This is a genomic window from Campylobacter sp. CFSAN093249 (genome assembly GCF_011067895.1).
GTDB lineage: Bacteria > Campylobacterota > Campylobacteria > Campylobacterales > Campylobacteraceae > Campylobacter_D > Campylobacter_D jejuni.
Genome location: NZ_JAAMWM010000001.1, coordinates 39,854 through 63,353 on the forward strand (window position 1 = coordinate 39,854; position 23,500 = coordinate 63,353).

The 23,500-nt window shown below is 30.2% G+C and carries 24 protein-coding genes and 1 pseudogene; 13 read left to right on the plus strand and 12 right to left on the minus strand.

Going from position 1 to position 23,500, the window contains the following annotated elements:
* Positions 1-9 precede the first annotated feature (9 nt).
* The 3 genes from trpS to der are packed head-to-tail and all read right to left on the minus strand — an operon-like array spanning position 10 to position 2,832.
* The gene (gene trpS / locus FBF10_RS00215) at positions 10-969 is read right to left on the minus strand and encodes a tryptophan--tRNA ligase (protein WP_002858719.1); all 960 of its coding nucleotides are present in this window, start codon (positions 967-969) and stop codon (positions 10-12) included.
* Complete coding sequence (locus FBF10_RS00220; protein WP_079263719.1) at positions 966-1,463, minus strand: shikimate kinase; 498 nt, start codon at positions 1,461-1,463, stop codon at positions 966-968. The genes trpS and FBF10_RS00220 overlap by 4 nt, the downstream gene beginning before the upstream one ends.
* Positions 1,450-2,832, minus strand: a complete 1,383-nt coding sequence (gene der, locus FBF10_RS00225) for a ribosome biogenesis GTPase Der (RefSeq protein WP_002888375.1) — start codon at positions 2,830-2,832, stop codon at positions 1,450-1,452. The genes FBF10_RS00220 and der overlap by 14 nt, the downstream gene beginning before the upstream one ends.
* A gap of 100 nt (positions 2,833-2,932) precedes the next feature.
* On the opposite strand from der, the gene FBF10_RS00230 reads away from it, so the two are divergent.
* From FBF10_RS00230 to FBF10_RS00265, 8 genes are read left to right on the plus strand one after another with little or no spacing between them, the layout of a single operon-like run.
* Positions 2,933-3,865 (plus strand): DMT family transporter, encoded by a 933-nt coding sequence (locus tag FBF10_RS00230; RefSeq protein ID WP_002860282.1) that lies wholly within the window; start codon positions 2,933-2,935, stop codon positions 3,863-3,865.
* Positions 3,862-4,677, plus strand: a complete 816-nt coding sequence (gene kdsA / locus FBF10_RS00235; RefSeq protein ID WP_002854449.1) for a 3-deoxy-8-phosphooctulonate synthase — start codon at positions 3,862-3,864, stop codon at positions 4,675-4,677. Before FBF10_RS00230 ends, kdsA begins: the two co-directional genes overlap by 4 nt.
* Positions 4,674-5,138 (plus strand): 6,7-dimethyl-8-ribityllumazine synthase, encoded by a 465-nt coding sequence (gene ribE, locus FBF10_RS00240; RefSeq protein WP_002854278.1) that lies wholly within the window; start codon positions 4,674-4,676, stop codon positions 5,136-5,138. Before kdsA ends, ribE begins: the two co-directional genes overlap by 4 nt.
* The gene (nusB, locus tag FBF10_RS00245) at positions 5,138-5,536 is read left to right on the plus strand and encodes a transcription antitermination factor NusB (RefSeq protein ID WP_165433886.1); all 399 of its coding nucleotides are present in this window, start codon (positions 5,138-5,140) and stop codon (positions 5,534-5,536) included. The genes ribE and nusB overlap by 1 nt, the downstream gene beginning before the upstream one ends.
* Positions 5,533-6,372, plus strand: a complete 840-nt coding sequence (gene pyrF / locus FBF10_RS00250; protein ID WP_002860283.1) for an orotidine-5'-phosphate decarboxylase — start codon at positions 5,533-5,535, stop codon at positions 6,370-6,372. The genes nusB and pyrF overlap by 4 nt, the downstream gene beginning before the upstream one ends.
* The gene (locus FBF10_RS00255) at positions 6,369-7,154 is read left to right on the plus strand and encodes a hypothetical protein (protein WP_002888372.1); all 786 of its coding nucleotides are present in this window, start codon (positions 6,369-6,371) and stop codon (positions 7,152-7,154) included. Before pyrF ends, FBF10_RS00255 begins: the two co-directional genes overlap by 4 nt.
* 55 nt (positions 7,155-7,209) lie before the next feature.
* Positions 7,210-8,103 carry a protein-methionine-sulfoxide reductase catalytic subunit MsrP gene (msrP, locus tag FBF10_RS00260; RefSeq protein WP_002858649.1) on the plus strand — a complete coding sequence of 298 codons (894 nt, stop codon included), beginning with the start codon at positions 7,210-7,212 and terminating at the stop codon, positions 8,101-8,103.
* Positions 8,103-8,675, plus strand: coding sequence for a sulfite oxidase heme-binding subunit YedZ (locus tag FBF10_RS00265; RefSeq protein ID WP_002859467.1), 573 nt, complete (start codon positions 8,103-8,105; stop codon positions 8,673-8,675). Before msrP ends, FBF10_RS00265 begins: the two co-directional genes overlap by 1 nt.
* On the opposite strand, the gene FBF10_RS00270 is transcribed toward FBF10_RS00265, so the two are convergent.
* The 8 genes from FBF10_RS00270 to rpsU all read right to left on the minus strand — a co-directional run bounded on the left by FBF10_RS00270 (position 8,640) and on the right by rpsU (position 15,207).
* Positions 8,640-10,352, minus strand: coding sequence for an ATP-binding protein (locus tag FBF10_RS00270; RefSeq protein WP_002854291.1), 1,713 nt, complete (start codon positions 10,350-10,352; stop codon positions 8,640-8,642). The genes FBF10_RS00265 and FBF10_RS00270 overlap by 36 nt on opposite strands.
* Positions 10,352-11,176, minus strand: coding sequence for a hypothetical protein (locus FBF10_RS00275; RefSeq protein WP_020246867.1), 825 nt, complete (start codon positions 11,174-11,176; stop codon positions 10,352-10,354). Before FBF10_RS00275 ends, FBF10_RS00270 begins: the two co-directional genes overlap by 1 nt.
* 10 nt (positions 11,177-11,186) lie before the next feature.
* Complete coding sequence (locus FBF10_RS00280) at positions 11,187-11,663, minus strand: hypothetical protein (RefSeq protein ID WP_002854442.1); 477 nt, start codon at positions 11,661-11,663, stop codon at positions 11,187-11,189.
* An 8-nt stretch (positions 11,664-11,671) separates the two neighbouring features.
* A complete protein-coding gene (locus FBF10_RS00285) occupies positions 11,672-12,163 on the minus strand; it encodes a YajQ family cyclic di-GMP-binding protein (RefSeq protein WP_002854188.1) in 492 nt (163 codons plus the stop codon).
* A complete protein-coding gene (locus FBF10_RS00290; protein WP_002854730.1) occupies positions 12,153-13,088 on the minus strand; it encodes a D-2-hydroxyacid dehydrogenase in 936 nt (311 codons plus the stop codon). Before FBF10_RS00290 ends, FBF10_RS00285 begins: the two co-directional genes overlap by 11 nt.
* 2 nt (positions 13,089-13,090) lie before the next feature.
* Positions 13,091-14,260, minus strand: a complete 1,170-nt coding sequence (locus FBF10_RS00295; protein ID WP_002888116.1) for a glutathionylspermidine synthase family protein — start codon at positions 14,258-14,260, stop codon at positions 13,091-13,093.
* Between the two features lie 9 nt (positions 14,261-14,269).
* Positions 14,270-14,875: a UPF0323 family lipoprotein gene (locus tag FBF10_RS00300; protein ID WP_002854351.1), complete on the minus strand. Its 606-nt coding sequence runs from the start codon at positions 14,873-14,875 to the stop codon at positions 14,270-14,272.
* A gap of 119 nt (positions 14,876-14,994) precedes the next feature.
* Entirely contained in the window at positions 14,995-15,207 is a 213-nt protein-coding gene (gene rpsU / locus FBF10_RS00305) for a 30S ribosomal protein S21 (protein ID WP_002780697.1), read from the minus strand.
* Between the two features lie 159 nt (positions 15,208-15,366).
* Here rpsU and ccoG point away from each other — a divergent pair, with 159 nt between their 5' ends.
* From ccoG to cmeC, 5 genes and pseudogenes are all read left to right on the plus strand, one after another.
* Positions 15,367-16,743, plus strand: a complete 1,377-nt coding sequence (gene ccoG, locus FBF10_RS00310; protein ID WP_020246865.1) for a cytochrome c oxidase accessory protein CcoG — start codon at positions 15,367-15,369, stop codon at positions 16,741-16,743.
* The gene (gene cmeR / locus FBF10_RS00315) at positions 16,730-17,362 is read left to right on the plus strand and encodes a multidrug efflux system transcriptional regulator CmeR (protein WP_002866632.1); all 633 of its coding nucleotides are present in this window, start codon (positions 16,730-16,732) and stop codon (positions 17,360-17,362) included. Before ccoG ends, cmeR begins: the two co-directional genes overlap by 14 nt.
* A 93-nt stretch (positions 17,363-17,455) precedes the next feature.
* The gene (gene cmeA, locus FBF10_RS00320; RefSeq protein ID WP_020246863.1) at positions 17,456-18,559 is read left to right on the plus strand and encodes a multidrug efflux RND transporter periplasmic adaptor subunit CmeA; all 1,104 of its coding nucleotides are present in this window, start codon (positions 17,456-17,458) and stop codon (positions 18,557-18,559) included.
* Positions 18,559-21,681, plus strand: a complete 3,123-nt coding sequence (gene cmeB / locus FBF10_RS00325; protein ID WP_002867772.1) for a multidrug efflux RND transporter permease subunit CmeB — start codon at positions 18,559-18,561, stop codon at positions 21,679-21,681. Before cmeA ends, cmeB begins: the two co-directional genes overlap by 1 nt.
* Positions 21,674-23,151: pseudogene (cmeC, locus tag FBF10_RS00330) on the plus strand (multidrug efflux transporter outer membrane subunit CmeC). Before cmeB ends, cmeC begins: the two are co-directional and overlap by 8 nt.
* Positions 23,152-23,173: 22 nt before the next feature.
* Here the strand turns inward: cmeC and cmeU are convergent.
* Positions 23,174-23,425, minus strand: coding sequence for a CmeU family protein (gene cmeU, locus FBF10_RS00335; protein ID WP_002854407.1), 252 nt, complete (start codon positions 23,423-23,425; stop codon positions 23,174-23,176).
* Positions 23,426-23,500: the final 75 nt, after the last annotated feature.

The window sequence follows — 23,500 nt, forward strand, 5'->3', positions numbered from 1 at the left end:
TTCTACTCCTTAAAGTCCGATTTTTTCATAAATTTTTTGCATTTTTTCTTGGGCGATTTTTCTTGCTTTTGTCGCACCAAAATCCAAAATTTCTTTCAAATGCGAAGGCTTTTCTAAAAGCTCATTATATTTTTCTCTTGCTTCTTTAAAATAAGCATTTACAAGCTCGTTTAAATATATTTTAAAATGTCCATAACCCTCACCACCTTTTTCATAGCGTATTTGTAATTCTTTTTGCCCTGATTCATCTAAAAAAAGCTTTGCGATTTTAAAAATATTGCAGTTTTCATGATCTTTTGGATCTTCTAAAGCGGTACTATCTGTAACTATGGAAGAAATTTGTTTTTTTAAGGTTTTTTCACTGCTAAAAATATCTATAGTATTTTGATAAGATTTACTCATTTTTGCTCCATCAGTACCCACAACCACAGCTACTTCTTCATTAACTCTCGCTTCTGGAAGGGTAAAAATTTCACCCCATTCATTATTAACTTTTAAAGCAATATCGCGTGCGATTTCAACATGCTGGATTTGATCTTTTCCTACAGGGACAATTCGTGTATCAAAAAGTAAAATATCTGCCGCCATTAAAACAGGATAAGAAAAAAGCCCATGTGAAGCACTAAGTCCCTTAGCAACTTTATCCTTGTAACTATGTGCACGCTCTAATAAACCCATAGGAGTAAATTGCGATAAAATCCAATAAAGCTCCATAACTTCCTTAACATCACTTTGCAACCAAAAAACGCTTTTTTGAGGATCTATACCAAGGCTTAAAAAAGCTGCAGCAGCTTTTAAGGAATTTTGTTTAAGTTTTTCTCCATCTTGAGAAGAAGTCATGGCATGATAATTAGCAATAAACATAAACATTTGGCTTTTTTCTTGTGCATCTACCATTTGCTTAATCGCACCAAAATAATTACCTATATGCAAATCGCCACTTGGCTGAAGGCCTGTTAATACTCTCATTTTATCACCTTTTTAATCTCGCTTAAAAGCTCATCTATATTTTTATTTTCTATATTTAAAATAAAATTTGCCTTTTGTTCATACTTGCTTAAACGCTCATTATATAATTTTTTTGCTTTAATTTCATCATAAAATAAAGGTCTTTTAGAAATTTCATCTTTGTCTAAACGCTTTTTTAAATATTCAAAATCTACTTTTAAATAAATACAAAAACCTGCTTTTTCTAAATTTGAAACATTAACAAAACCCCCACCTGTAGCAATACAAGCTTTCTCACAAGAACTAAAAAAATCAGCCATTTTTTGCTCTTGTTCTCTAAAAAAATTTTCCCCTTTTTGTTCAAAAATTTCACTGACTTTTTGATTAAATTTTTGTTCTATTAAAAAATCACTATCTAAAAAAACAAGATCTAAATCCTTAGCTAAAGCTCTTGCTAAAGTGCTTTTTCCAGAACCCATAAATCCTATAAAAACGATATTTTTAGCTTTCATCATTTTCTTTACTGCCCTTTTTACGCGAAGCAATCACTAAAGGCACACCTTCAAAATTAAATTCTTTTCTGATTTGATTTTGTAAATAACGCTTATAGCTAAAATGCAAGGCCTTAGGACGATTCATAATAAGTGCAATTTTTGGCGGTGCTAAGTCATATTGTACTGCATAATAAATTTTAACCAATTTCCCATAATCATGCGGCAAAGGATGTGCTCTTGTGGCATTTTCTATCAAGGTATTAAGCTTAGAAGTTTGGATTTTTTGAGTGAAATTTTCAAAAATTTGCAAAATTTTATCGAGTAAAACATGCACCCTTTTTCCACTTAAAGCTGATACGCTAATCACGGGTGCGTAAGCTAGAAATTTAAAACGATCAAGACGCAATTCTTTTACAGTCTTATCAAAATCCATCTCACTTTTATCCCATTTATTTAAAACAATAATCACACCCAAATAATGCTTAGCCACAAGCCCAGCAATGCGTTCATCAAGCTCGTTAAAGCCCTCATGCGCATCTAAAACCAAAAGTGCTATTTGAGAATGAGATAAAATTTTTTCCGTGCGATTCAGGGCAAAGCGTTCGAGTCCTTGAATTTTACCCCTTTTTCTAATACCTGCAGTATCAACAAATTCTATCACTTTATCTTTATGAACTACACTTTCATTAACAGGATCTATAGTAGTTCCTGCAATAGAACTTACAACACTGCGTTCTTGTTTAACCAAAGCATTTAAAAGACTTGATTTTCCAACATTTACACGCCCTACAATACCCACTCTGATATGATTTTGATCGACTTCTTTAAATTGAAATTCTTTTCCTTCTTCATAATACTCTAAAAAATCTTCTAAATTTTCTTCTTCATCGGGGATTAAAAACTCTTCATGTAAAAATTTTTCAAGCCATTCATAAAGTTCATCTAAGCCTACATTATGGGTTACTGAAAGATTAAAGATTTCCTTTACGCCAAAATTTGCAAACTCCCAAGCCCTTTCTTCATCTTTTTTATTATCTACTTTATTAATCACTAAGGCTATAGGTTTTCCAAGTTTTTTTAAAGAATAAAAAAATTGTCTATCCTCGTCATCAGGCGCTAATTTCCCATCAACTAGATAAAGTATGATATCGCTTTCTTTGGCTACTTTTAAAGTGTTTTTTTTCACATTTTTAAAAAGTTCATCACTTTCATCAAGCCCTCCACTATCAATAAGCATGGCTTTTTTTGAATTAATATGAATTTCTGTTTTATTTGTATCTCTAGTTGTACCTGAAATATCACTTGTAATAGCTATTCTTTGTCTTGCCATTCTATTAAAAAGGCTTGATTTTCCCACATTTGGCTTACCTATAAGTATAATGCTTTGCATTTTTTTCCTAGAAAATTATATTTTTAAAATTATATAAAATTTGGCTTAATATTAAGCAAAAAAAGACTAGAATTAACCCAGATTTTAGTCAAGGAAAAAAATGCTAAAAGTAATCAAGCATAATTTAGGAATTTATTTCATGATTTTAGCATGTTTGGATTTTGCACTTATGGGAGCTTGTGCAAAAATTCTTAGCAAGGAAATGAGTTCTATAGAAATTATGTTTTTTAGAAATATCATAGGAATTTTTTTCATAGTCTATCTTTTAAAACGATCTAAGGCGCATAAAGAAGGGGGGCATTTTTGGCTCTTGGTATTTCGTGGAGTAGTAGGCACGCTTTCACTATATATGTTTTTCTATAATGTTTCAAATATTACACTAGGTGGAGCTTTTGCTTTTCAAAAAACTGCTCCTATTTTTATTACTTTAATAGCTTTTGTTGTTTTTAAAGAAAATATTGGTATCAAAGGCTGGATAGGAATTTTAATAGCATTTGGTGGAGTACTTTTAATCGCTCAGCCTTGGGCTCATAATTTAAATCATTCAGGCTTTGATTTAAAAAATTCAGTTATAGGTATCACGAGTGGATTTTTAGCCGCTTTAGCTCTTACAAGTGTAAGAGAACTTAGAAAATCTTACACTACAGAACAAATTGCCTTTTCTTTTATCCTTTTAGGAACCTTAATGCCTTTAATTTCTATGATCAGTGCTGAATTTTTTGAACCACAGCATCTTGATTCTTTACATTTAGATTTCATTCTAGCGCCTTTTGTGATGCCAAGTCTTGCAGCTTGGCTTATCATTGCCATTATGGGAACTTTAGGCACCATTTATCAAATTCATGTCACTAAAGCTTATGGTATCGCTAAACAAGCAGGAGTGGTTGCCGGAGTTAGTTATCTTGATGTAGTATTTAGTATGATAGTTGGGATAATTTTGGGAGATAATTTACCAAGTACTATGGTTTTTTTAGGTATAATAGGCATTATTTTTGGTGGATTAATTTTAGTTAAGAACAAAGGAAAAAAATGAAAAAAATGATACTCATTGCTGGTCCTTGCGTGATAGAAAGCAAAGATTTGATTTTTAAAGTTGCTGAACAGTTAAAAAATTTTAATGAAAATCCAAATATAGAATTTTATTTCAAATCAAGTTTTGATAAGGCCAATCGCACAAGTATTAATTCTTTTCGAGGTCCTGGTCTTGAAGAAGGATTAAAAATTTTACAAAGCGTAAAAGATGAATTTGGTATGAAAATCTTAACCGATATACACGAAAGCAATCAAGCAAACCCTGTAAGTGAAGTAGCTGATGTCTTGCAAATTCCTGCTTTTTTATGTCGTCAAACCGATTTACTTGTAGCTGCAGCAAAAACTAAGGCAAAAGTTAATATCAAAAAAGGACAATTTTTAAACCCAAGCGATATCAAATACAGCGTTAAAAAAGTTCTACAAACCCGTGGTATAGAAGATGAAGGCTATGAAGCTGCTCAAAAAAATGGTGTTTTTGTAGCTGAAAGAGGAGCTAGCTTTGGCTATGGAAATTTAGTAGTAGATATGCGTTCTTTAGTTATCATGCGTGAATTTGCTCCAGTTATTTTTGATGCTACCCATAGCGTACAAATGCCAGGGGCTGCAGGTGGAAGTAGCGGAGGGAAAAGCGAATTTGTAGAACCTTTAGCAAGAGCGGCAGCAGCCGTAGGCATAGATGGCTTTTTCTTTGAAACACATATTAATCCTTGCGAGGCTTTATGCGATGGACCCAATATGCTTAATCTTACACGCCTTAAAAATTGCGTTAATACATTACTAGAAATACAAAATATCATAAAGGAAAACAAATGAATATTATTGAAGGAAAATTAAATTTAGACTCAAATACAAAAATTGCTATCATTAATGCAAGATTTAATCATATCATCACAGATCGCCTTGTAGAAGGAGCAAAAGATGCTTTTTTAAGACACGGAGGCAAAGAGGAAAATCTAAGCCTTATACTTGTTCCTGGTGCTTTTGAACTTCCGTATGCGTTAAAAAAAGCTATAGAAAGCAAAAAATTTGATGCAATTTGTTGCGTAGGTGCAGTAATTCGTGGCTCAACTCCGCATTTTGACTATGTTTCAGCAGAAACCACCAAAGGCATAGCCAATGTGAGTTTAAATCATAATATCCCTGTAAGCTTTGGTGTTTTAACTACAGATACAATAGAACAAGCCATAGAAAGAGCTGGAAGCAAAGCAGGCAATAAAGGCTTTGAAGCTATGACAACTGTAATCGAGATGTTAAATTTAAGCAAGGAGCTTTAATGGCAACGCGTCATCAAGTTCGCCAAAGCGTCATCTCCTTGCTTTATGCTTTTGAGTTAAATTCTCAAAACAATGTTTTTGTAGATGAAATTTTAAATGAAAAAAAAATACGCAATGAACAAAAAAATTTTACTTTAAATTTATATAATGGAATTTTAGATAATTTAAACAATATTGATGAAACCTTAAATTCATTTCTAAATGATAATCAAATTACAGCTTTAGGACATGTAGAAAGAGCTATACTAAGACTTGGAGCTTATGAGTTACTTTTTACCGATACTCCTAGCGCCATTGTCATCAATGAGGCTATAGAACTTGCTAAAGAACTTGCTAATGACAATTCTCCAAAATTTATAAATGGAGTTTTAGATGCCTTAATAAAGGCTAAAAAATGAAGCTTTGTGTCGCACTTGATCTTTCTACAAAAGAAGAATGCTTACAACTTGCCAAAGAATTAAAAAATTTAGACATATGGTTAAAAGTAGGTTTAAGAGCATATTTAAGAGATGGTTTTAAATTCATAGAAGAACTTAAAAAAGTTGATGATTTTAAAATATTTCTTGATCTTAAAATTCATGATATTCCCAACACTATGGCAGATGCTTGCGAAGAAGTATCAAAACTTGGTGTTGATATGATCAATATCCACGCAAGTGCTGGAAAAATAGCCATACAAGAAGTTATGACACGGCTTAGCAAATTTTCAAAAAGACCTTTAGTTTTAGCAGTTTCTGCTCTTACGAGTTTTGATGAAGAAAATTTCTTTAGTATTTATAGACAAAAAATTGAAGAAGCTGTAATTAATTTTTCAAAAATATCCTATGAAAATGGACTTGATGGTATGGTATGCTCTGTTTTTGAAAGCAAAAAAATTAAAGAGCACACAAGTTCAAATTTCTTAACCCTTACTCCTGGAATTCGTCCTTTTGGAGAAACAAGTGATGATCAAAAACGTGTTGCTAATCTTGCAATGGCTAGAGAAAATTTGAGTGATTATATCGTTGTGGGAAGGCCTATATATAAAAATGAAAATCCTAGGGCTGTATGTGAAAAAATTTTAAACAAAATACACAGAAAAAATATAAGCGAAAACGATATAGAGCAAAATTATGAAGTAATTCAGCAAAAAGAATGGGATATGTGTAATCACTTTGAAGAATGGATTAAAACTCAGCCTGATAAAGAACATGCTTTAAAAGAATTTTATGCTAAGTGTGGGATAAAATATTGAATTATCAACAATTAGAATGCGATTACTTTAATCTTTACAATCAGTTTCTTAGCGTGGATTTTCAAATTTCATTATTTGAAAAAGATCATAAAGGTTTAATTAAAGATTTTATATTTTTTTATTATCAAATTTTAAAACAAAAAGACTTGAGCTACTTGCTTGAGGTAAGAAATAAAATTTCCCTGAAAGTTTATAATTATATGCAAGAGCACTCCACTTCTCCAAAAGATTTAAGTCTTATTTGTCTAAGAGAAAATAAACATATTAAATTTTTTCAAATATTTTACAAGGCTCTCGCTTATTTTGTAGCCTTTAGAAAAAAACTTGATGGAGAACAAAAAATTAAAAATTTGATTTCAAATATCAATGACTGTTTTGGCTATCATTTCTTGAATTCTGACTTTAACAATCTTCAAAATTTTCAAAAAAGCGATTTGTTCACCTTACCTGAAAAACATCTTAAATATTTTCACTTCGCCATGATTCATCTTTGTTTCATGGTTTTAAATCCTTTAAATTTTAAAGACTCTAATCGGCATCTTGATAAAGCGATTAATTATCTTGTCGATGGAACTTTTGAAATTTATGAGCTCATCTTTAAAGAATATTTTTTATTGTTTTCAAAAGATAAAGAGCTCAAGGATGAACTTAGAAAATTAAAAAAATTAGAATTTAAAATTCTAATGCAAGAAACTTCAAAAATGAAACTACTTAATCACTATAAAGAATTTTGCGAAGAAATATTCTACAATATAGAACTTGAAAAAATCACACAAAATTAATCCTGTATTAACATTGTTATAGTTTAATAATAAAAATTTTTAATAAGGAAAAATTATGCTTATAACACCTGAAAAACTTTATAAACAAAGGAGAAATTTTTTAAAACTTGGAGCGGGTGCTTTAATAAGTTCAAGCGTGCTTGCTTCTAAACTATCTGCTTTAAATTTCACAAGCGATACTAATCCAAACAAACTTGAAATCAGCGATGAAGAACTGGCTACAAATTATGTCAATTTTTATGAATTTTCAACAGATAAAAGAAAGGCTGTATCATTGGCACAAAATTTCAATACTCAAAATTGGAAAATCGATATCAGTGGAGAAATAGAAAAACCTTTAACTTTAAGCATGGAAGATATTTTAAAATTTCCACTAGAAGAAAGAATTTATCGTTTTCGCTGTGTTGAAACTTGGTCTATGGTGGTACCTTGGGTAGGCTTTGAATTGCGTCGTTTGATTGAAATGGCAAAACCTACAAGCGAGGCAAAATTTGTTAAATTTACCACTCTTTTAGATAAGAGCCAATTTCCCGATCAAGACGCTTTATTTCCAACTATAGACTATCCTTATGTAGAAGGACTTCGCATGGATGAAGCTATGCATCCTCTTACCTTGCTTGCAGTAGGAATGTATAAAAAAGCCTTAAAGCCTCAAAATGGCGCTCCAATACGCCTTGTTGTTCCTTGGAAATATGGCTTTAAAAGTATTAAATCCATAGTTAAAATAGAATTTACCAAAGAACAGCCTAAATCCACTTGGGAAAGTTACGCTCCAAGTGAATATGGTTTTTATGCTAATGTCAATCCTAATGTTTCTCATCCTAGATGGTCTCAAGCTAACGAGAGGGCTTTAGGAGACTTCTTTACCAAACCTACTTTAATGTTTAATGGATATGAAAAAGAAGTGGCAAGTTTATATAAAAACATGGACTTGAAAGTGAATTTTTAATGCAGACAAAATACTTTAAATTTCTTGCTTATTTTAGCTTTATCATAAGTTTAATTTATGGCTTTTATCATATCATAAAAGCCTTTGATTTTGTAAAAGAAGCCTATATTTACACTGGAATATTTGCTTTAATCTTTTTAAATTTAAGTCTTTTATTTTCTTTACTTAAATTTAAAAAAACAAGAAATTATCCTAAAATTTTAGGTATTTTTGCAGCTTTTTGGGCGATTTTGCACTTTTTAAATTATTTTATTTTTGATAGAAATGCTCAAATTTTAAGGCTTTTCGATGATATTTCACATCGTTTATTAGAAGCAAGTGGATTTATCGCATTTTTAATCATATTTTTAATGCTTTTAAGTTCTTTTAAAATCTTTAAAAAACTTAGTAAAATCAGAAAACTAGGATATTTATGCTTAGTTTTGGCAAGTTATCATTATTTTTTAACCCCAAAAATTCCTATGTTTTGGGAATGGAGTGCTTTAATTATAGCTTTGTTTTATTTTATAGTTCGCTATACAAAAACATTAAAAAAGTTAAAATCCAACAATCTTACTTTTATCAAAACTTGAATTTAATTCTTTTTGTATACTTTCTATAAAATCTTGCATTTTAAAAACCCCATCTTTTGATACAGCTACTTTCAAAGCTGTATTCTTCACCACCATTAAAATTTGTGCTCCACTTAATTCATAATTTGATAAAATATTTATATCAAAATCTTTTTCAAATAATGCTTTTTTAGGTAGAAATTTTTCCCAAATTTTAAGCCTATCTTTAAAATCAGGTTTTTTAAATTCTATCTTATAATCAAATCTTCTTGAAAATGCACTATCTAAGCTTTCTAAAAAATTTGTCGTAGCGATAATCACACCACTAAAACGCTCAATTTGCTCTAAGAATATATTTTGCATTTGATTATGCATTTTATCGCTACCACTACTTCCATCTACACGCGTACTTAAAAACTGATCAGCTTCATTGAGAAGTAAAATAGGACTTTGTTTACAAGTTTGCACGATATTTTTATAAGTATCAAAAATTTTTCTTACATTTTGCTCACTCTCTCCAACCCATTTGCTCAAAATTTTAGAACAGTCAAAACTAAGAACAGATTTTTTCATTGATTTAGCCATAGCTAAAGCTGACATAGTTTTTCCAGTACCAGCAGGACCATAAAAAATAATTTTAGCTTCTATATTTTTATTACTCTTTATACCCCAAGAATGAAGTCTTTCTAGGACTTTTTTATCTTGTTGTTTTAAAATATTTTCTAAAAGCTCTTTTGTATTTTCAGGCATAATAATATCATTGATGTCAGTGCTTGGTTCTATAAGCTCGAAAATATCTTGATCTTTTAAAACACTTTCAATTTTGATTTTTTTACTTTGTTTTGGTTCAAAATTTATAATTCTTTGTAAAATTTCATCGATAATAAAAAAACTTTTAGAAATATCTCCAAAAGCATTTAAATATTCATCATACTCGATTAAGTTTAAAAGAGGAGCATTTTCTTGTAATAGTTTTTTATTTTTATGCCTTTCTAAATCATTTTCACTGATTAAAGAAAGTAAAGAATTCATTTCTCTAGAAATCGAACTTTCATTACTTAAGGCGTATTCTTCTTTTAAAAGTGCTAGAAAAATAATTTGTTCTTTATGTTCAAGATTGTATTCTTTAAAAATATCAGCCAATACATTATAAAATTTACTTTTTTTTAGTCTTTCTTTGATATGTTTTTCATAAAGTTTAATTTGATTTTTTATTTCACTATTATAAGCACTTTTTTGTATAAAACTTAATCTTTCGTATAATTGAATACGCGCAAATTCATCTTTTAAATATTCTAAATAATCTGCATAAGCCTCTTGTTTCTCAAAATTTAAACGAGGTTTTGCTTCTAAAAATTCTAAAAAATATTCACTTAGACTAAGCTCACTTTGCAATAAGGCAAGAGTTAATGTTTGAGTTTTATTATTTTCTAAACTTTTAAAAAAACTCGAATTTTGATTTACAAAACCTCTTTCGATAAGTTTTTTTAAATCCTCCAAAGCATCAAGATAAAGATACTTATCATTTCCAAAAATTGTCGATAATAAAGTAAAGGCATTGATAGAAGAAATAGAAACGACATAATTTCTACAAAGTTCTCTAAGAATCAAAGCCTCATTTTTAGCACACTTAAGCTCTTTATAAATTTGAGTATCTTCTATATTTTTCAAACTTAAAAAATTTTTTAATTTTTCCATTATTTTTTAAATTCCTTAAGCTCATCTTCGTTAAATTCTACGCAAATATTTTCATCTAAAAAATGACCTTCAAAAGGTAGATAACAAATTTTTAGTTTTCCATTATTAAGCAAAAAATTATTATTAAATTGTAAATTTTGCAGATCTTCAAAACACTCATCACATGTATTTTTAAGCTTCTCATGTAAAAGATTTTGAAATTTTTGATTTTTAGTATTATACAAATCATTTAGTTTTACAAATGCGTGAGCATTAATATCATAAACAAAATTATTTAACTCTAAAATAGCACGGCTCATACCATCTTCATAAAAATAATACCATTCTTCAAAACTAATTTTTCCATCTTGTAAAAAAATAGGCTTTTGGCGAATTTGTTCAAAACTAAATACACTCTTATGAACAGGATGAAATTCTTTAAAATCATCATTAAAACCTATAAAATCAAGACTACGCTTTATACGAATGCCATCTTGCGTTTCAACAAGTTCTAAAGTAGTTGTTCCTAAAATTTCTCCTTGAAAATTTTTATTATCATATGTAAGCATTTTAGAAGAATTGATTTTATATTTTTTACGCTCATCCTGCCAAAAATCATTTGTCTTAACGAGCGGAATCTCTAAATTTCCATTTATATCATCAATAATTAAAAAACTAGAACTTGTTTGATTTTTATCCCTGTCAAAAAGTGGAGTCATAGGCGCATTATCATAAACTATGGCAAAAATTTCTTTATCCTGCAAATGATAAAAATACAATTCACCTTTATAAACTTGCGCTAAAGCTAGATTTACAAAGCAAAATACCAGTAAAAAAAATTTCAAACTCTATCCTTTAATTTTGAATATGCGTTAAGATAATTTTAGTATGTGAAATTTTATCAAAAAAACTTACTTTATTATCACAAACTTGATAAAAAATTTCATAATTTTTTGCTTTTAAATTTTGTTCAAAACCACAATCAGTTTTTTCTAAATTTTTACCCTGCCATAAAGCATTTGCCTTTAAAATATCACTTAAAATATCATCATAATATACATTTTTAAAAAATTTTTGATTAAACACTTTTTTATCATAACACACTGCATTGATACAAATTTTATCTTTGATTTTGAGTTCAAAAAAAGCTTGCCCTAGTTTATAAACTTCTAAATTTAAAGCATTATTTTCTTTTTTTAAAAAAGCTGCGTCATTGATTTTTATCATAGGAGAAGCAATCAAAACCATCAAGCTTTGACTCGAAAAATTTTGATTTTTCACACTACAAGCACAAAGAAAAAAAATAAAACACAGAGCTAAACAATGCTTCAAATTTGACCTTATTTAAGATTTTTAAAACTGATATTTAACTCTAAATCAAGCTCTTTTACAAGCTTCATCACAGCTTGTAAATCATCAATTTGTTTTGCTACAACACGAATTTCTTCACCACGAATCGAAGAATTAACTTTAAGTTTGCTATCTTTGATAGCTTTATTGATTTTTTTGGCATTTTCACTATCAATAGCATCGTTTGCTTTCAAATTTAAACGAAACATTGCTCCACTTTCACGAGAAAGCTCTTTAATAGCATTAGGATTAATTCCTCTTTTGATAAGTTTAGAAATCACTATATCTTTTAAAACATCAAGCTTTCCTTCACTAGAAGAACTGAGTTTAAAAATACTCTCTTTTTCGCTTAAATCAATCTCACACTTAATTCCTTTTAAGTCATAACGACTATCAAGTTCTTTTTTAGCTTGTTCAAAAGCATTTTTTAACTCTTGTTTATCTAAAGCTGCTGAAATATCAAAACTATGTTCACTTGCCATTTTCTATCCATTCTTTTAAATTATTATAAACTATATCCATTAAAGCATTTAAAGCCTCCTTGCTCGCCCACGCAACATGAGGAGTGATAATAAGATTTTCTTTATTTTTAATGCTTAAAAGTGGATGATTTTTCATCATAGGTTCAATTTCTAAAACATCAAGCCCTACACGAATATTTTTTTCATCTATGATTTTAGCTAAATCATTTTCATTGACAATCCCACCTCTTCCTACATTAATCAAAATCGCATTATCTTTTAAAAGCTTTAATTCTTCAAAGGCGAGTAAATTTTTGGTTTTTTCATTTAAAGGTGCGTGGATACTTATAATATCGCAAGTTTTTAATAAATCTTTTAATTCCAAATGTACAAAATCTGCGTTTTTATTAGCTCCACTCGTAGAATAATAATAAATTTCGGCTCCAAAAGCCTTTGAAATTTTTGCCACTTCTTTACCTATGGTTCCTAAACCTATAATACCATGTTTTTTACCACTTAAGGTGTTTAAAATTCTACTATAATCTGTAAAAATAGGACTTTCACACCATTTACCCTCTTTGCTCCATTTGTCATAATAAAGCACTTGATTTAAAAAAGCAAACATAAACGCAAAAGTATGTTGCACCACACTCATAGTAGAATACCCAGCAGCATTTTTTACAATAATACCTTTTTCTTTAGCATACTCAATATCGATATTATTAACCCCTGTAGCAGTTTCCAAAATGAGTTTTAAATTTTTACAAGCATCAATCACATCTTTATCAATTACAACCTTGTTTGTCATGGCGACATTAGCATCTTTTAAACGCTCTATGGTTTGCTCTTTATTTGTTGTGGTATAAATTTGCAAAGAACCAAATTTTTCAAAAACACTTAAATCATAATCCCCTAAAGTTGCCGCATCTAAACAAACAATTTTCATTTCTAATCCTTTATAATATGTCCTACAAATTTAGAATAATTATCAAGCACAAGTCCTCCTTTTCTAAATCCTAAGCCACACCCTTCATAAGCAAAGAAAACACCTGCTTGATAGTATTCGTTTTCACATGAATTAAACTCTACATATTCTTGATAAATAGCCTTATTATTCCCATAAGGACCTACATTCTCATGCAAAGTTTTTCCATCTTTAATTATACTGATATTTGCACCTTCTCTACCAAAAACAGGTTTTTTAACATAGTTTTTACCTTCCAAAGGAGTATCTTTTGTTTCTAAAAGTAATGGATGATTTGGATAAAGTTCCCATAGAATTTTTAAAATTCCCTTAGATTGAAATAAAAGCGTATAAGCAGGATTTAAAATAATTGCTCTTTGATTACGCATGATTTGAGTTAAAAGCATAGCAAGTTCACCCTCTTCTATGGCTATATCTTCCCAAGGAATAAGCTTAAACCAATACTCATAATTTTCACCCTCTTTAAAAATTCCTTCTTCACTAAATTCTACCTCATCTACAAAGGAAAAATTAGTTTGAAAACCTGCTTCATTGGCTACATGTGAAAGCAATTTTGTAGTGATTTCCTCTTCTTTACTTCCTGCAACACTTGAAAAAAGAATTTTCCATCCTTGATAATGCTCTTCAAACCCTTCAACACTTTCATCAAGGGTAATAAGTCTTTTAAAATTATCCATCAAACTTTCATAAATGCTGTTAAATTGTGCGCTTTCATCCATTCCATTTTGTTTTAAAAGTGCCCATTGTAAAATCGCACTTTCAAAAAGAGCAGTAGGGGTATCAGCATTAAATTCTATAAGTTTTATAGGCTTGCCATCAAGTCCACCCGCTAAATCAAAACGCCCATATAAATGCCAATGAACCTCATTTTCCCAACTCATCTTAATCGCATCAATAAGATTAAAAGGAATTCCAAGCTCATCAAAACGATCATTATTAATCACTTCTTGCGCTGCAGCAATAAACATATCATAAAGCTCATTTACCGCTTCATAATAAGCATTAGCTTCACTTTCCTTAACACAAACTAACTTATTGCTAATATAATCACTTCCATCTTCATCTGTATGCCAAGAAAAACCTATATTTTCTAAATAATCTTTTTGAAGTTTGTCTACTTGTAATAATTGCATTATTTATCCTTAAGAGCCAAAAGAAGAACTAGAACTTGTGGCTTTAGAGCCTCCACCAAAAAAACCTGATTTTTTAGCACTTGAAGCAGAGCTTGTTGTGCCTGCTTTATTAAAACTATTAACACTCCTTTGATAAGCACTTTGATTTGAAAAAGCACCGCGTTGTTGGTTGGCAAAATTTTGATTATTGAAAAGTTTTGAACCTATCCAACTTCCTAAAATAGCACCTGCAGCACTTGCGAGTAAAGTTTCCCCTAAACTCAATCCCCCACTACTGATTTGTCCATTGTCTTTAGTTAAATTTGAAGTTCCATTATCAATTTTAGCTGCTTCTTCTTTAATCAAAGCATCCATTTCTTCTTTGGATAAAATTCTTTCTGTACCATTAAGATCTTTTAAAACTACCCTTGTTTCATCACTTGGATATTGATCTTTGATTTTATACTGCCCTGGAGCTGTTTCTTCGATAATTACAAAAGCTCCTTGAGCATTAGCTGCTTGATTTAAAGTATCTGCATTGTCATTATTACTTCCACAACCTGCTAAAGCACCTCCAGCAACAGCTGCTAAACCACCTATCATACCAATTTGAATGATTTTTTTGATTTTTTTCATAAGTTTATCCTAAAAACAGAAAATTTAAATTAGAAATTTTAACAAAAAATAATAAATACTTTTTAATTTAATACCAAATGAAGTTTGTAGATATAAAAAAGCCCTTTCGGGCTTTTGGGTTAGAGTCTTGACTCGTAGCGTCTAAGCATATAAAGTCTTTTAAGCATTTTTTTGCGTGCTGAAATTTTTTGTTTTTTGCGAATTTCAGTCATAGGCTCAAAAAATCTTCTTGCTCTTACTTCAGTCACAACTAGATTTCTATCTACTTGTTTTTTGAATTTACGATACGCTTCATCAAAAGACTCGTTAGGATGCACCTTGATTCCTGGCACAGTCCTCACCACCTTTCTGTGTAAATTTTTGTTGTGAAATATAATTATAAAACACTTCTTATTAATTCTAACTTAGAAAGCATTTAAAAATTGTTTTAGTTTTTATCGGTTATAATCCTTAATTACAAAGTGCTAAAAAATTATAATTAAGGTCTAAAAATGCAAGGACACATTACAAACTATACAAAAAAACGATATTTTGTATATTTAATTGCAAGTATTATCATATTTTCCCTACCTTTCATAAGAATTAATGAGAATCATTTTTTTCTTTTAAGTTTTGATCATTCTAAATTAAACCTATTTTTTATTTCTTTTTCAACACAAGAATTTTATCTCATGCCTTTTGTTCTTATATTTCTTTTTTTATTTATTTTTTTTATTACAACTTTAGGTGGAAGAATTTGGTGTGCTTGGAGTTGTCCACAAACGATTTTTAGAGTTATATATAGAGATATCATACAAACTAAATTTCTTAAAATTCGCAAAAATATCAATAACAAACAAAAAGAATATGAGAGGCAATATTTTAAAAAATTTCTTGGAGTAATAATTTTTTATTTTATATCTTTAGTTGCTGTTAGTAATTTACTTTGGTACTTTATTCCTCCTGAAGATTTTTTCAATTATATTCAAAATCCTGGCGAGCATCTACTTTTACTTGGAATTTTATTTTGTGCTAGCTTACTTTTTACTTTGGATATTACCTATTTACAAGAAAAATTTTGTGTTTATGTCTGTCCTTATGCAAGAATACAATCTGTAATGTTCGATCATGATACAATGCAAGTGATCTACGATGAAAAACGCGGGGGCTTGATCTATGATGGACACACCAAACTTCATAAAAAACCGCCTGAGGGAGAATGCATAGGTTGCGAAGCCTGTGTTAGCATCTGTCCAACTCATATTGACATACGCAAAGGAATGCAACTTGAATGTATTAATTGTCTTGAATGTGCCGATGCTTGCTCTAAGGTTCAAAGCAAATTTAATCGTCCAAGTTTGATCAATTGGACAAGTGCAAAAGCTATTGAAACGCATTCTAAGGTTCATTATTTAAGATTTAGAACGATAGCATATTTTATAGTTCTTCTAATTGCTTTACTGGCTTTAATCATCATGGGAAGCAAAAAAGAAAGCATGCTTTTAAATATCAATCGCAGTAGTGAATTATATAATATTTCAAATGTTAAAGGTGAATTAGTCATTTCAAATGCTTATACCTTTTTATTTCAAAATACAGATTCTAAACCTCATGAATATTATTTTACAGCAAATTTAGAAGGAATAAATGATGGAATTGAAATCATAAGACCAAACAAACCTTTTAAATTAAAAGCAGGAGAACAAGTCAAAAAAATAGTTGTTATCAGGGCTACAAAAAATTTAGCAAATAATGATAAAAAAGACGTAATCTTTCCTTTACATATAAAAGCTTACGCAAAGGATAATGAAAAAATTTCGGTTTTTAGAAAAAGTATATTTGTATACCCTAAAAGCACTCTTATAAAGGATAAAAATGAACTCAAATAGAACACCATCACAAAAAGTTTTAGCCAGACAAGAAAAAATCAAAGCAGTGGCCTTAGAGCTTTTTTTAACAAAAGGATACCAAGAAACAAGTTTGAGTGATATTATTAAATTATCTGGAGGATCTTATTCTAATATTTATGATGGTTTTAAAAGTAAAGAAGGGCTATTCTTTGAAATTTTAGATGACATATGTAAAAAACACTTTCATCTTATTTATTCCAAAACACAAGAAATTGAAAATGGCACTTTAAAAGAAATTTTAACTTCTTTTGGTTTAGCTTTTATAGAAATTTTCAATCAACCAGAAGCTGTAGCTTTTGGTAAAATTATCTATTCTCAAGTTTATGACAAAGATAGACATCTTGCCAATTGGATAGAAAACAATCAACAAAATTTTTCCTATAACATACTTATGGATTTTTTCAAGCAACAAAATAATTCTTATATGAAAAAAAATGCAGAAAAACTTGCTGTTCTTTTTTGCACTATGTTAAAAGAACCTTATCATCATCTTAATGTTTTAATTAATGCTCCTTTGAAAAATAAAAAAGAACAAAAAGAACATGTTGAATTTGTTGTAAATGTTTTTCTAAATGGGATCAATGGATCCAAAGCTTAAAAATAATTTTATTAACCAAAATTAAGATATAATTAGCCAAAAATTTTTGTAATAAATATTACAATTTTTAATTTAATTTTTCAAGGCAAAACCATGAAATTATTTCAAAAAAATACTATTTTAGCTTTAGGTGTTGTGCTTTTACTCACTGCTTGCAGCAAAGAAGAAGCACCAAAAATACAAATGCCGCCTCAACCTGTAACAACCATGAGTGCTAAATCTGAAGATTTACCACTTAGTTTTACTTACCCTGCTAAACTTGTCAGTGATTATGATGTCATTATAAAACCTCAAGTTAGTGGCGTAATAGAAAATAAACTTTTTAAAGCTGGAGATAAAGTAAAAAAAGGACAAACATTATTTATTATAGAACAAGATAAATTTAAAGCTAGTGTTGATTCGGCTTACGGACAAGCTTTGATGGCTAAAGCAACTTTCGAAAATGCAAGCAAGGATTTTAATCGTTCTAAAGCTCTTTTTAGTAAAAGTGCAATCTCTCAAAAGGAATACGACTCTTCTCTTGCTACATTTAACAATTCAAAAGCTAGTCTAGCAAGTGCTAGAGCACAGCTTGCAAATGCAAGAATTGATCTAGATCATACCGAAATAAAAGCTCCTTTTGATGGTACTATAGGAGATGCTTTAGTTAATATAGGAGATTATGTAAGTGCTTCAACAACTGAACTAGTTAGAGTTACAAATTTAAATCCTATTTACGCAAATTTCTTTATTTCAGATACAGATAAACTAAATTTAGTCCGCAATACTCAAAGTGGAAAATGGGATTTAGACAGCATTCATGCAAATTTAAATCTTAATGGAGAAACCGTTCAAGGCAAACTTTATTTTATTGATTCTGTTATAGATGCTAATAGTGGAACAGTAAAAGCCAAAGCTATATTTGACAACAACAACTCAACACTTTTACCAGGTGCTTTTGCAACAATTACTTCAGAAGGTTTTATACAAAAAAATGGCTTTAAAGTGCCTCAAATAGCTGTTAAACAAAATCAAAATGATGTTTATGTTCTTCTTGTTAAAAATGGAAAAGTAGAAAAATCTTCTGTACATATAAGCTACCAAAACAATGAATATGCCATTATTGACAAAGGATTGCAAAATGGCGATAAAATCATTTTAGATAACTTTAAAAAAATTCAAGTTGGTAGCGAAGTTAAAGAAATTGGAGCACAATAATGTTTTCTAAATTTTTTATCGAAAGACCTGTTTTTGCTTCAGTTGTTGCAATTATCATTTCTTTAGCTGGAGCTATAGGTCTTACAAATTTACCTATAGAACAATATCCTTCTTTAACCCCTCCTACAGTTAAAGTAAGTGCAACTTACACAGGAGCTGATGCACAAACCATTGCTTCAACAGTTGCAAGTCCTATCGAAGATGCAATCAATGGCGCAGATAATATGATTTACATGGATTCAACTTCAAGTTCTTCAGGAACTATGAGTTTGACTGTTTATTTTGATATCGGTACAGATCCTGATCAAGCCACCATAGATGTTAATAATAGAATTTCAGCCGCAACTGCAAAAATGCCAGATGCAGTTAAAAAACTTGGAGTAACAGTTAGAAAAACTTCCTCAACAACACTTGCTGCAATTTCTATGTATTCAAGTGATGGCTCAATGAGTGCAGTAGATGTATATAACTATATCACTTTAAATGTTTTAGATGAGTTAAAAAGGGTTCCAGGAGTTGGAGATGCAAACGCTATAGGAAATCGTAATTATTCTTTAAGAATTTGGCTCAAGCCTGATTTATTAAATAAATTTGGAATCACAGCTACTGATGTAATTTCTGCGGTTAATGACCAAAATGCCCAATACGCAACTGGTAAAATTGGCGAAGAACCTGTAACCCAAAAATCCCCTTATGTTTATTCAATCACTATGCAAGGAAGACTACAAAATCCTAGTGAATTTGAAAACATTATTTTAAGAACAAATAATGATGGATCATTTTTAAGACTTAAAGATGTAGCTGATGTGGAAATAGGATCACAACAATACAGCTCACAAGGACGATTAAATGGCAATGATGCAGTTCCAATTATGATCAATCTTCAATCAGGGGCAAACGCATTGCATACAGCAGAACTTGTTCAAGCCAAAATGCAAGAACTTTCAAAAAATTTTCCAAAAGGTTTAACATATAAAATTCCTTACGATACAACAAAATTTGTAATAGAATCAATCAAAGAAGTTGTTAAAACTTTTGTTGAAGCTCTAATTTTAGTTATCATTGTTATGTATATGTTCTTAAAGAATTTCCGTGCAACACTTATTCCTATGATAGCTGTACCTGTTTCATTGTTAGGAACTTTTGCTGGACTTTATGTTTTAGGTTTTAGTATTAACTTGCTTACGCTTTTTGCTTTAATTTTAGCCATAGGGATCGTTGTAGATGATGCGATTATAGTTGTAGAAAATATTGATAGGATTTTACATGAAAATGAGCAAATAAGCGTAAAAGATGCTGCTATCCAAGCGATGCAAGAAGTTAGCTCTCCGGTTATTTCAATTGTTCTTGTGCTTTGTGCTGTTTTTGTACCAGTTTCTTTTATATCAGGTTTTGTTGGAGAGATTCAAAGACAATTTGCTCTTACCTTAGCTATATCTGTAACCATATCAGGTTTTGTTGCTCTTACCTTAACACCTTCTTTATGTGCACTCTTTTTGCGACGCAATGAAGGAGAGCCATTTAAATTTGTAAAGAAATTTAATGATTTTTTTGATTGGAGTACCTCTGTATTTAGCGCAGGAGTAGCATATATCCTAAAAAGAACCATTCGTTTTGTTTTAATTTTTTGTATTATGCTTGGAGCAATTTTTTATCTCTATAAAGCAGTACCAAATTCTTTAGTTCCTGAAGAAGATCAAGGTTTGATGATTAGCATTATTAATCTTCCTTCAGCTTCAGCACTCCATAGAACAATTTCAGAGGTTGATCACATAAGCCAAGAAGTTTTAAAAACTAATGGAGTTAAAGATGCAATGGCTATGATAGGATTTGATCTTTTTACAAGTTCACTCAAAGAAAATGCCGCTGCAATGTTTATAGGTTTGCAAGATTGGAAAGATAGAAATGTAAGCGCTGATCAAATTATAGCCGAACTTAATAAAAAATTTGCTTTTGATCGCAATGCTTCAAGTGTATTTATAGGCTTACCTCCTATACCTGGATTAAGTATCACAGGCGGTTTTGAAATGTATGTTCAAAACAAAAGCGGAAAAAGCTATGATGAAATACAAAAAGATGTAAATAAACTTGTTGCTGTGGCCAACCAAAGAAAAGAGCTATCAAGAGTAAGAACAACCCTTGATACAACTTTCCCTCAATACAAGCTTATAATTGATAGAGATAAATTAAAACACTACAATCTTAACATGCAAGATGTTTTTAACACGATGAATGCAACTATAGGCACTTATTATGTTAATGATTTTTCTATGCTAGGTAAAAATTTCCAAGTAAATATCCGCGCAAAAGGTGATTTTAGAAATACACAAGATGCGTTAAAAAATATTTTTGTAAGATCAAATGATGGAAAAATGATACCACTTGATTCTTTCTTAACTTTACAAAGAAGTTCAGGGCCTGATGATGTAAAACGATTCAACCTTTTCCCAGCAGCACAAGTTCAAGGTCAACCCGCACCAGGTTATACTTCAGGCCAAGCTATAGAAGCGATTGCTCAAGTAGCAAAAGAAACTTTAGGGGATGATTATTCGATAGCTTGGAGTGGATCAGCTTATCAAGAAGTTTCTAGTAAAGGAACAGCAAGCTATGCTTTTGCTTTAGGCATGGTATTTGTCTTTTTAATCCTAGCTGCCCAATATGAAAGATGGCTTATACCTTTAGCAGTTGTAACAGCTGTGCCTTTTGCGGTATTTGGATCATTTTTATTGGTATATTTAAGAGGATTTAGCAATGATATATATTTTCAAACAGGACTTTTGCTCTTGATTGGACTTTCAGCTAAAAATGCTATCTTAATCGTAGAATTTGCAATGGAAGAGCGCTTTAAAAAAGGTAAAGGGGTTTTTGAAGCAGCTGTTGCAGCAGCAAAACTTCGTTTTCGTCCTATCATAATGACTTCTTTGGCATTTACTTTTGGGGTCTTGCCAATGATTTTCGCAACAGGAGCAGGAAGTGCTTCAAGACACTCTTTAGGAACAGGGCTTATTGGTGGAATGATCGCAGCATCAACTTTAGCGATATTCTTTGTGCCTTTATTTTTCTATCTTTTAGAAAATTTTAATGAATGGCTAGATAAAAAAAGAGGTAAGGTTCATGAATAAAATAATTTCAATTAGTGCTATAGCAAGTTTTACTCTTTTGATTTCAGCTTGCTCTTTAAGTCCAAATTTAAATATTCCCGAAGCAAACTATAACATTGATAATAAGCTTGGAGCCTTATCTTGGGAAAAAGAAAACAATAGCTCTATCACAAAAAATTGGTGGAAAGATTTTGATGATGAAAATTTAAATAAAGTGGTTGATTTAGCACTTAAAAATAATAATGATTTAAAACTTGCCTTCATACACATGGAACAAGCTGCTGCTCAATTAGGTATAGATTTTAGCAGTTTGTTGCCAAAATTTGATGGTAGCGCAAGCGGTAGTCGTGCAAAAACAGCTATAAATGCTCCAAGCAATCGAACTGGGGAAGTAAGTTACGGTAATGATTTTAAAATGGGGCTTAATTTAAGCTATGAAATCGATCTTTGGGGAAAATATCGCGATACATATCGCGCCTCAAAATCAAGCTTTAAAGCAAGTGAGTATGATTATGAAGCTGCAAGACTTTCTGTTATTTCAAATACGGTTCAAACTTATTTTAATCTTGTAAATGCTTATGAAAATGAAAATGCTCTTAAAGAAGCCTATGAATCTGCAAAAGAAATTTATAGGATTAATGATGAAAAATTTCAAGTTGGCGCTGTAGGTGAATATGAATTTGCTCAAGCAAGAGCCAACTTAGAAAGTATGGCTTTGCAATATAATGAAGCAAAATTAAATAAAGAAAATTACCTTAAAGCTTTAAAAATTTTAACTTCAAATGATTTAAATGACATACTTTACAAAAATCAAAGCTATCAAGTTTTTAATCTTAAAGAATTTGACATTCCAACTGGAATTTCAAGCACCATCTTGCTTCAACGTCCAGATATTGGCTCTTCTTTAGAAAAATTAACTCAGCAAAATTATCTTGTTGGAGTAGCTCGCACGGCTTTCTTACCTAGCCTTTCTTTAACAGGATTATTGGGATTTGAAAGTGGGGATTTAGATACCTTGGTTAAAGGAGGTTCTAAGACTTGGAATATAGGTGGAAACTTTACTCTGCCTATTTTTCATTGGGGTGAAATTTACCAAAATGTAAATTTAGCTAAGCTTAATAAAGATGAAGCTTTTGTAAATTATCAAAATACTTTGATTACTGCTTTTGGAGAAATTCGCTATGCTTTAGTAGCTAGAAAAACTATACGCTTACAATACGATAATGCACAAGCAAGCGAACAATCTTACAAAAGAATCTATGAAATTGCTAAAGAACGCTATGATATAGGAGAAATGTCTTTGCAAGATTATTTAGAAGCACGTCAAAATTGGCTTAATGCTGCCGTTGCTTTTAATAATACTAAATATTCTTATGCCAATTCCATAGTAGATGTAATCAAAGCATTTGGCGGAGGATTTGAGCAAAGCGAAGATACAAGCAAAAATATAAAAGAAGAATCAAAAATTTAGATATGTCTTTTAGAGAATAGTTTGTTCTATTCTCTAAATAAATTAAAAATCTTTGTCTAAATCTGCATCTGTAATTTCATAAGCCTTGTAAATAGCAGGCAATAATTTTCTTATAGCATAATCAAAATGATAAAATTGCTTATATACCTCTTCTGGATTTAAATTTTTAGCATTCTTAAAATCAAATACTTCAGTATTATTGATTTTGGCAACATTTTCATCAAAATAAGAGTAAAACTCTGCTCTTTGTTTAAACAAAGCATTTAAATTTTGAACAATTTTGGTTTTATCCATTTTATATCCTTTTTAAATAATTTAAAAACTTAATCCTATTTTTTATTTAAGAAATAAAAAATTTACTCCTATTTT

What these genes read in the sequence shown, in the direction of transcription:
- der (WP_002888375.1), bottom strand. Translation starts at nt 2,832, where the DNA reads ATGCAAAGCATTATACTTATAGGTAAGCCAAATGTGGGAAAATCAAGC.
- cmeB (WP_002867772.1), top strand. Translation starts at nt 18,559, where the DNA reads ATGTTTTCTAAATTTTTTATCGAAAGACCTGTTTTTGCTTCAGTTGTT.
- FBF10_RS00295 (WP_002888116.1), bottom strand. Translation starts at nt 14,260, where the DNA reads ATGCAATTATTACAAGTAGACAAACTTCAAAAAGATTATTTAGAAAAT.
- ribE (WP_002854278.1), top strand. Translation starts at nt 4,674, where the DNA reads ATGAATATTATTGAAGGAAAATTAAATTTAGACTCAAATACAAAAATT.
- msrP (WP_002858649.1), top strand. Translation starts at nt 7,210, where the DNA reads ATGCTTATAACACCTGAAAAACTTTATAAACAAAGGAGAAATTTTTTA.
- trpS (WP_002858719.1), bottom strand. Translation starts at nt 969, where the DNA reads ATGAGAGTATTAACAGGCCTTCAGCCAAGTGGCGATTTGCATATAGGT.
- cmeU (WP_002854407.1), bottom strand. Translation starts at nt 23,425, where the DNA reads ATGGATAAAACCAAAATTGTTCAAAATTTAAATGCTTTGTTTAAACAA.
- FBF10_RS00270 (WP_002854291.1), bottom strand. Translation starts at nt 10,352, where the DNA reads ATGGAAAAATTAAAAAATTTTTTAAGTTTGAAAAATATAGAAGATACT.
- FBF10_RS00230 (WP_002860282.1), top strand. Translation starts at nt 2,933, where the DNA reads ATGCTAAAAGTAATCAAGCATAATTTAGGAATTTATTTCATGATTTTA.
- cmeR (WP_002866632.1), top strand. Translation starts at nt 16,730, where the DNA reads ATGAACTCAAATAGAACACCATCACAAAAAGTTTTAGCCAGACAAGAA.
- FBF10_RS00220 (WP_079263719.1), bottom strand. Translation starts at nt 1,463, where the DNA reads ATGATGAAAGCTAAAAATATCGTTTTTATAGGATTTATGGGTTCTGGA.
- pyrF (WP_002860283.1), top strand. Translation starts at nt 5,533, where the DNA reads ATGAAGCTTTGTGTCGCACTTGATCTTTCTACAAAAGAAGAATGCTTA.
- FBF10_RS00300 (WP_002854351.1), bottom strand. Translation starts at nt 14,875, where the DNA reads ATGAAAAAAATCAAAAAAATCATTCAAATTGGTATGATAGGTGGTTTA.
- FBF10_RS00290 (WP_002854730.1), bottom strand. Translation starts at nt 13,088, where the DNA reads ATGAAAATTGTTTGTTTAGATGCGGCAACTTTAGGGGATTATGATTTA.
- kdsA (WP_002854449.1), top strand. Translation starts at nt 3,862, where the DNA reads ATGAAAAAAATGATACTCATTGCTGGTCCTTGCGTGATAGAAAGCAAA.
- ccoG (WP_020246865.1), top strand. Translation starts at nt 15,367, where the DNA reads ATGCAAGGACACATTACAAACTATACAAAAAAACGATATTTTGTATAT.
- nusB (WP_165433886.1), top strand. Translation starts at nt 5,138, where the DNA reads ATGGCAACGCGTCATCAAGTTCGCCAAAGCGTCATCTCCTTGCTTTAT.
- FBF10_RS00285 (WP_002854188.1), bottom strand. Translation starts at nt 12,163, where the DNA reads ATGGCAAGTGAACATAGTTTTGATATTTCAGCAGCTTTAGATAAACAA.
- cmeA (WP_020246863.1), top strand. Translation starts at nt 17,456, where the DNA reads ATGAAATTATTTCAAAAAAATACTATTTTAGCTTTAGGTGTTGTGCTT.
- FBF10_RS00265 (WP_002859467.1), top strand. Translation starts at nt 8,103, where the DNA reads ATGCAGACAAAATACTTTAAATTTCTTGCTTATTTTAGCTTTATCATA.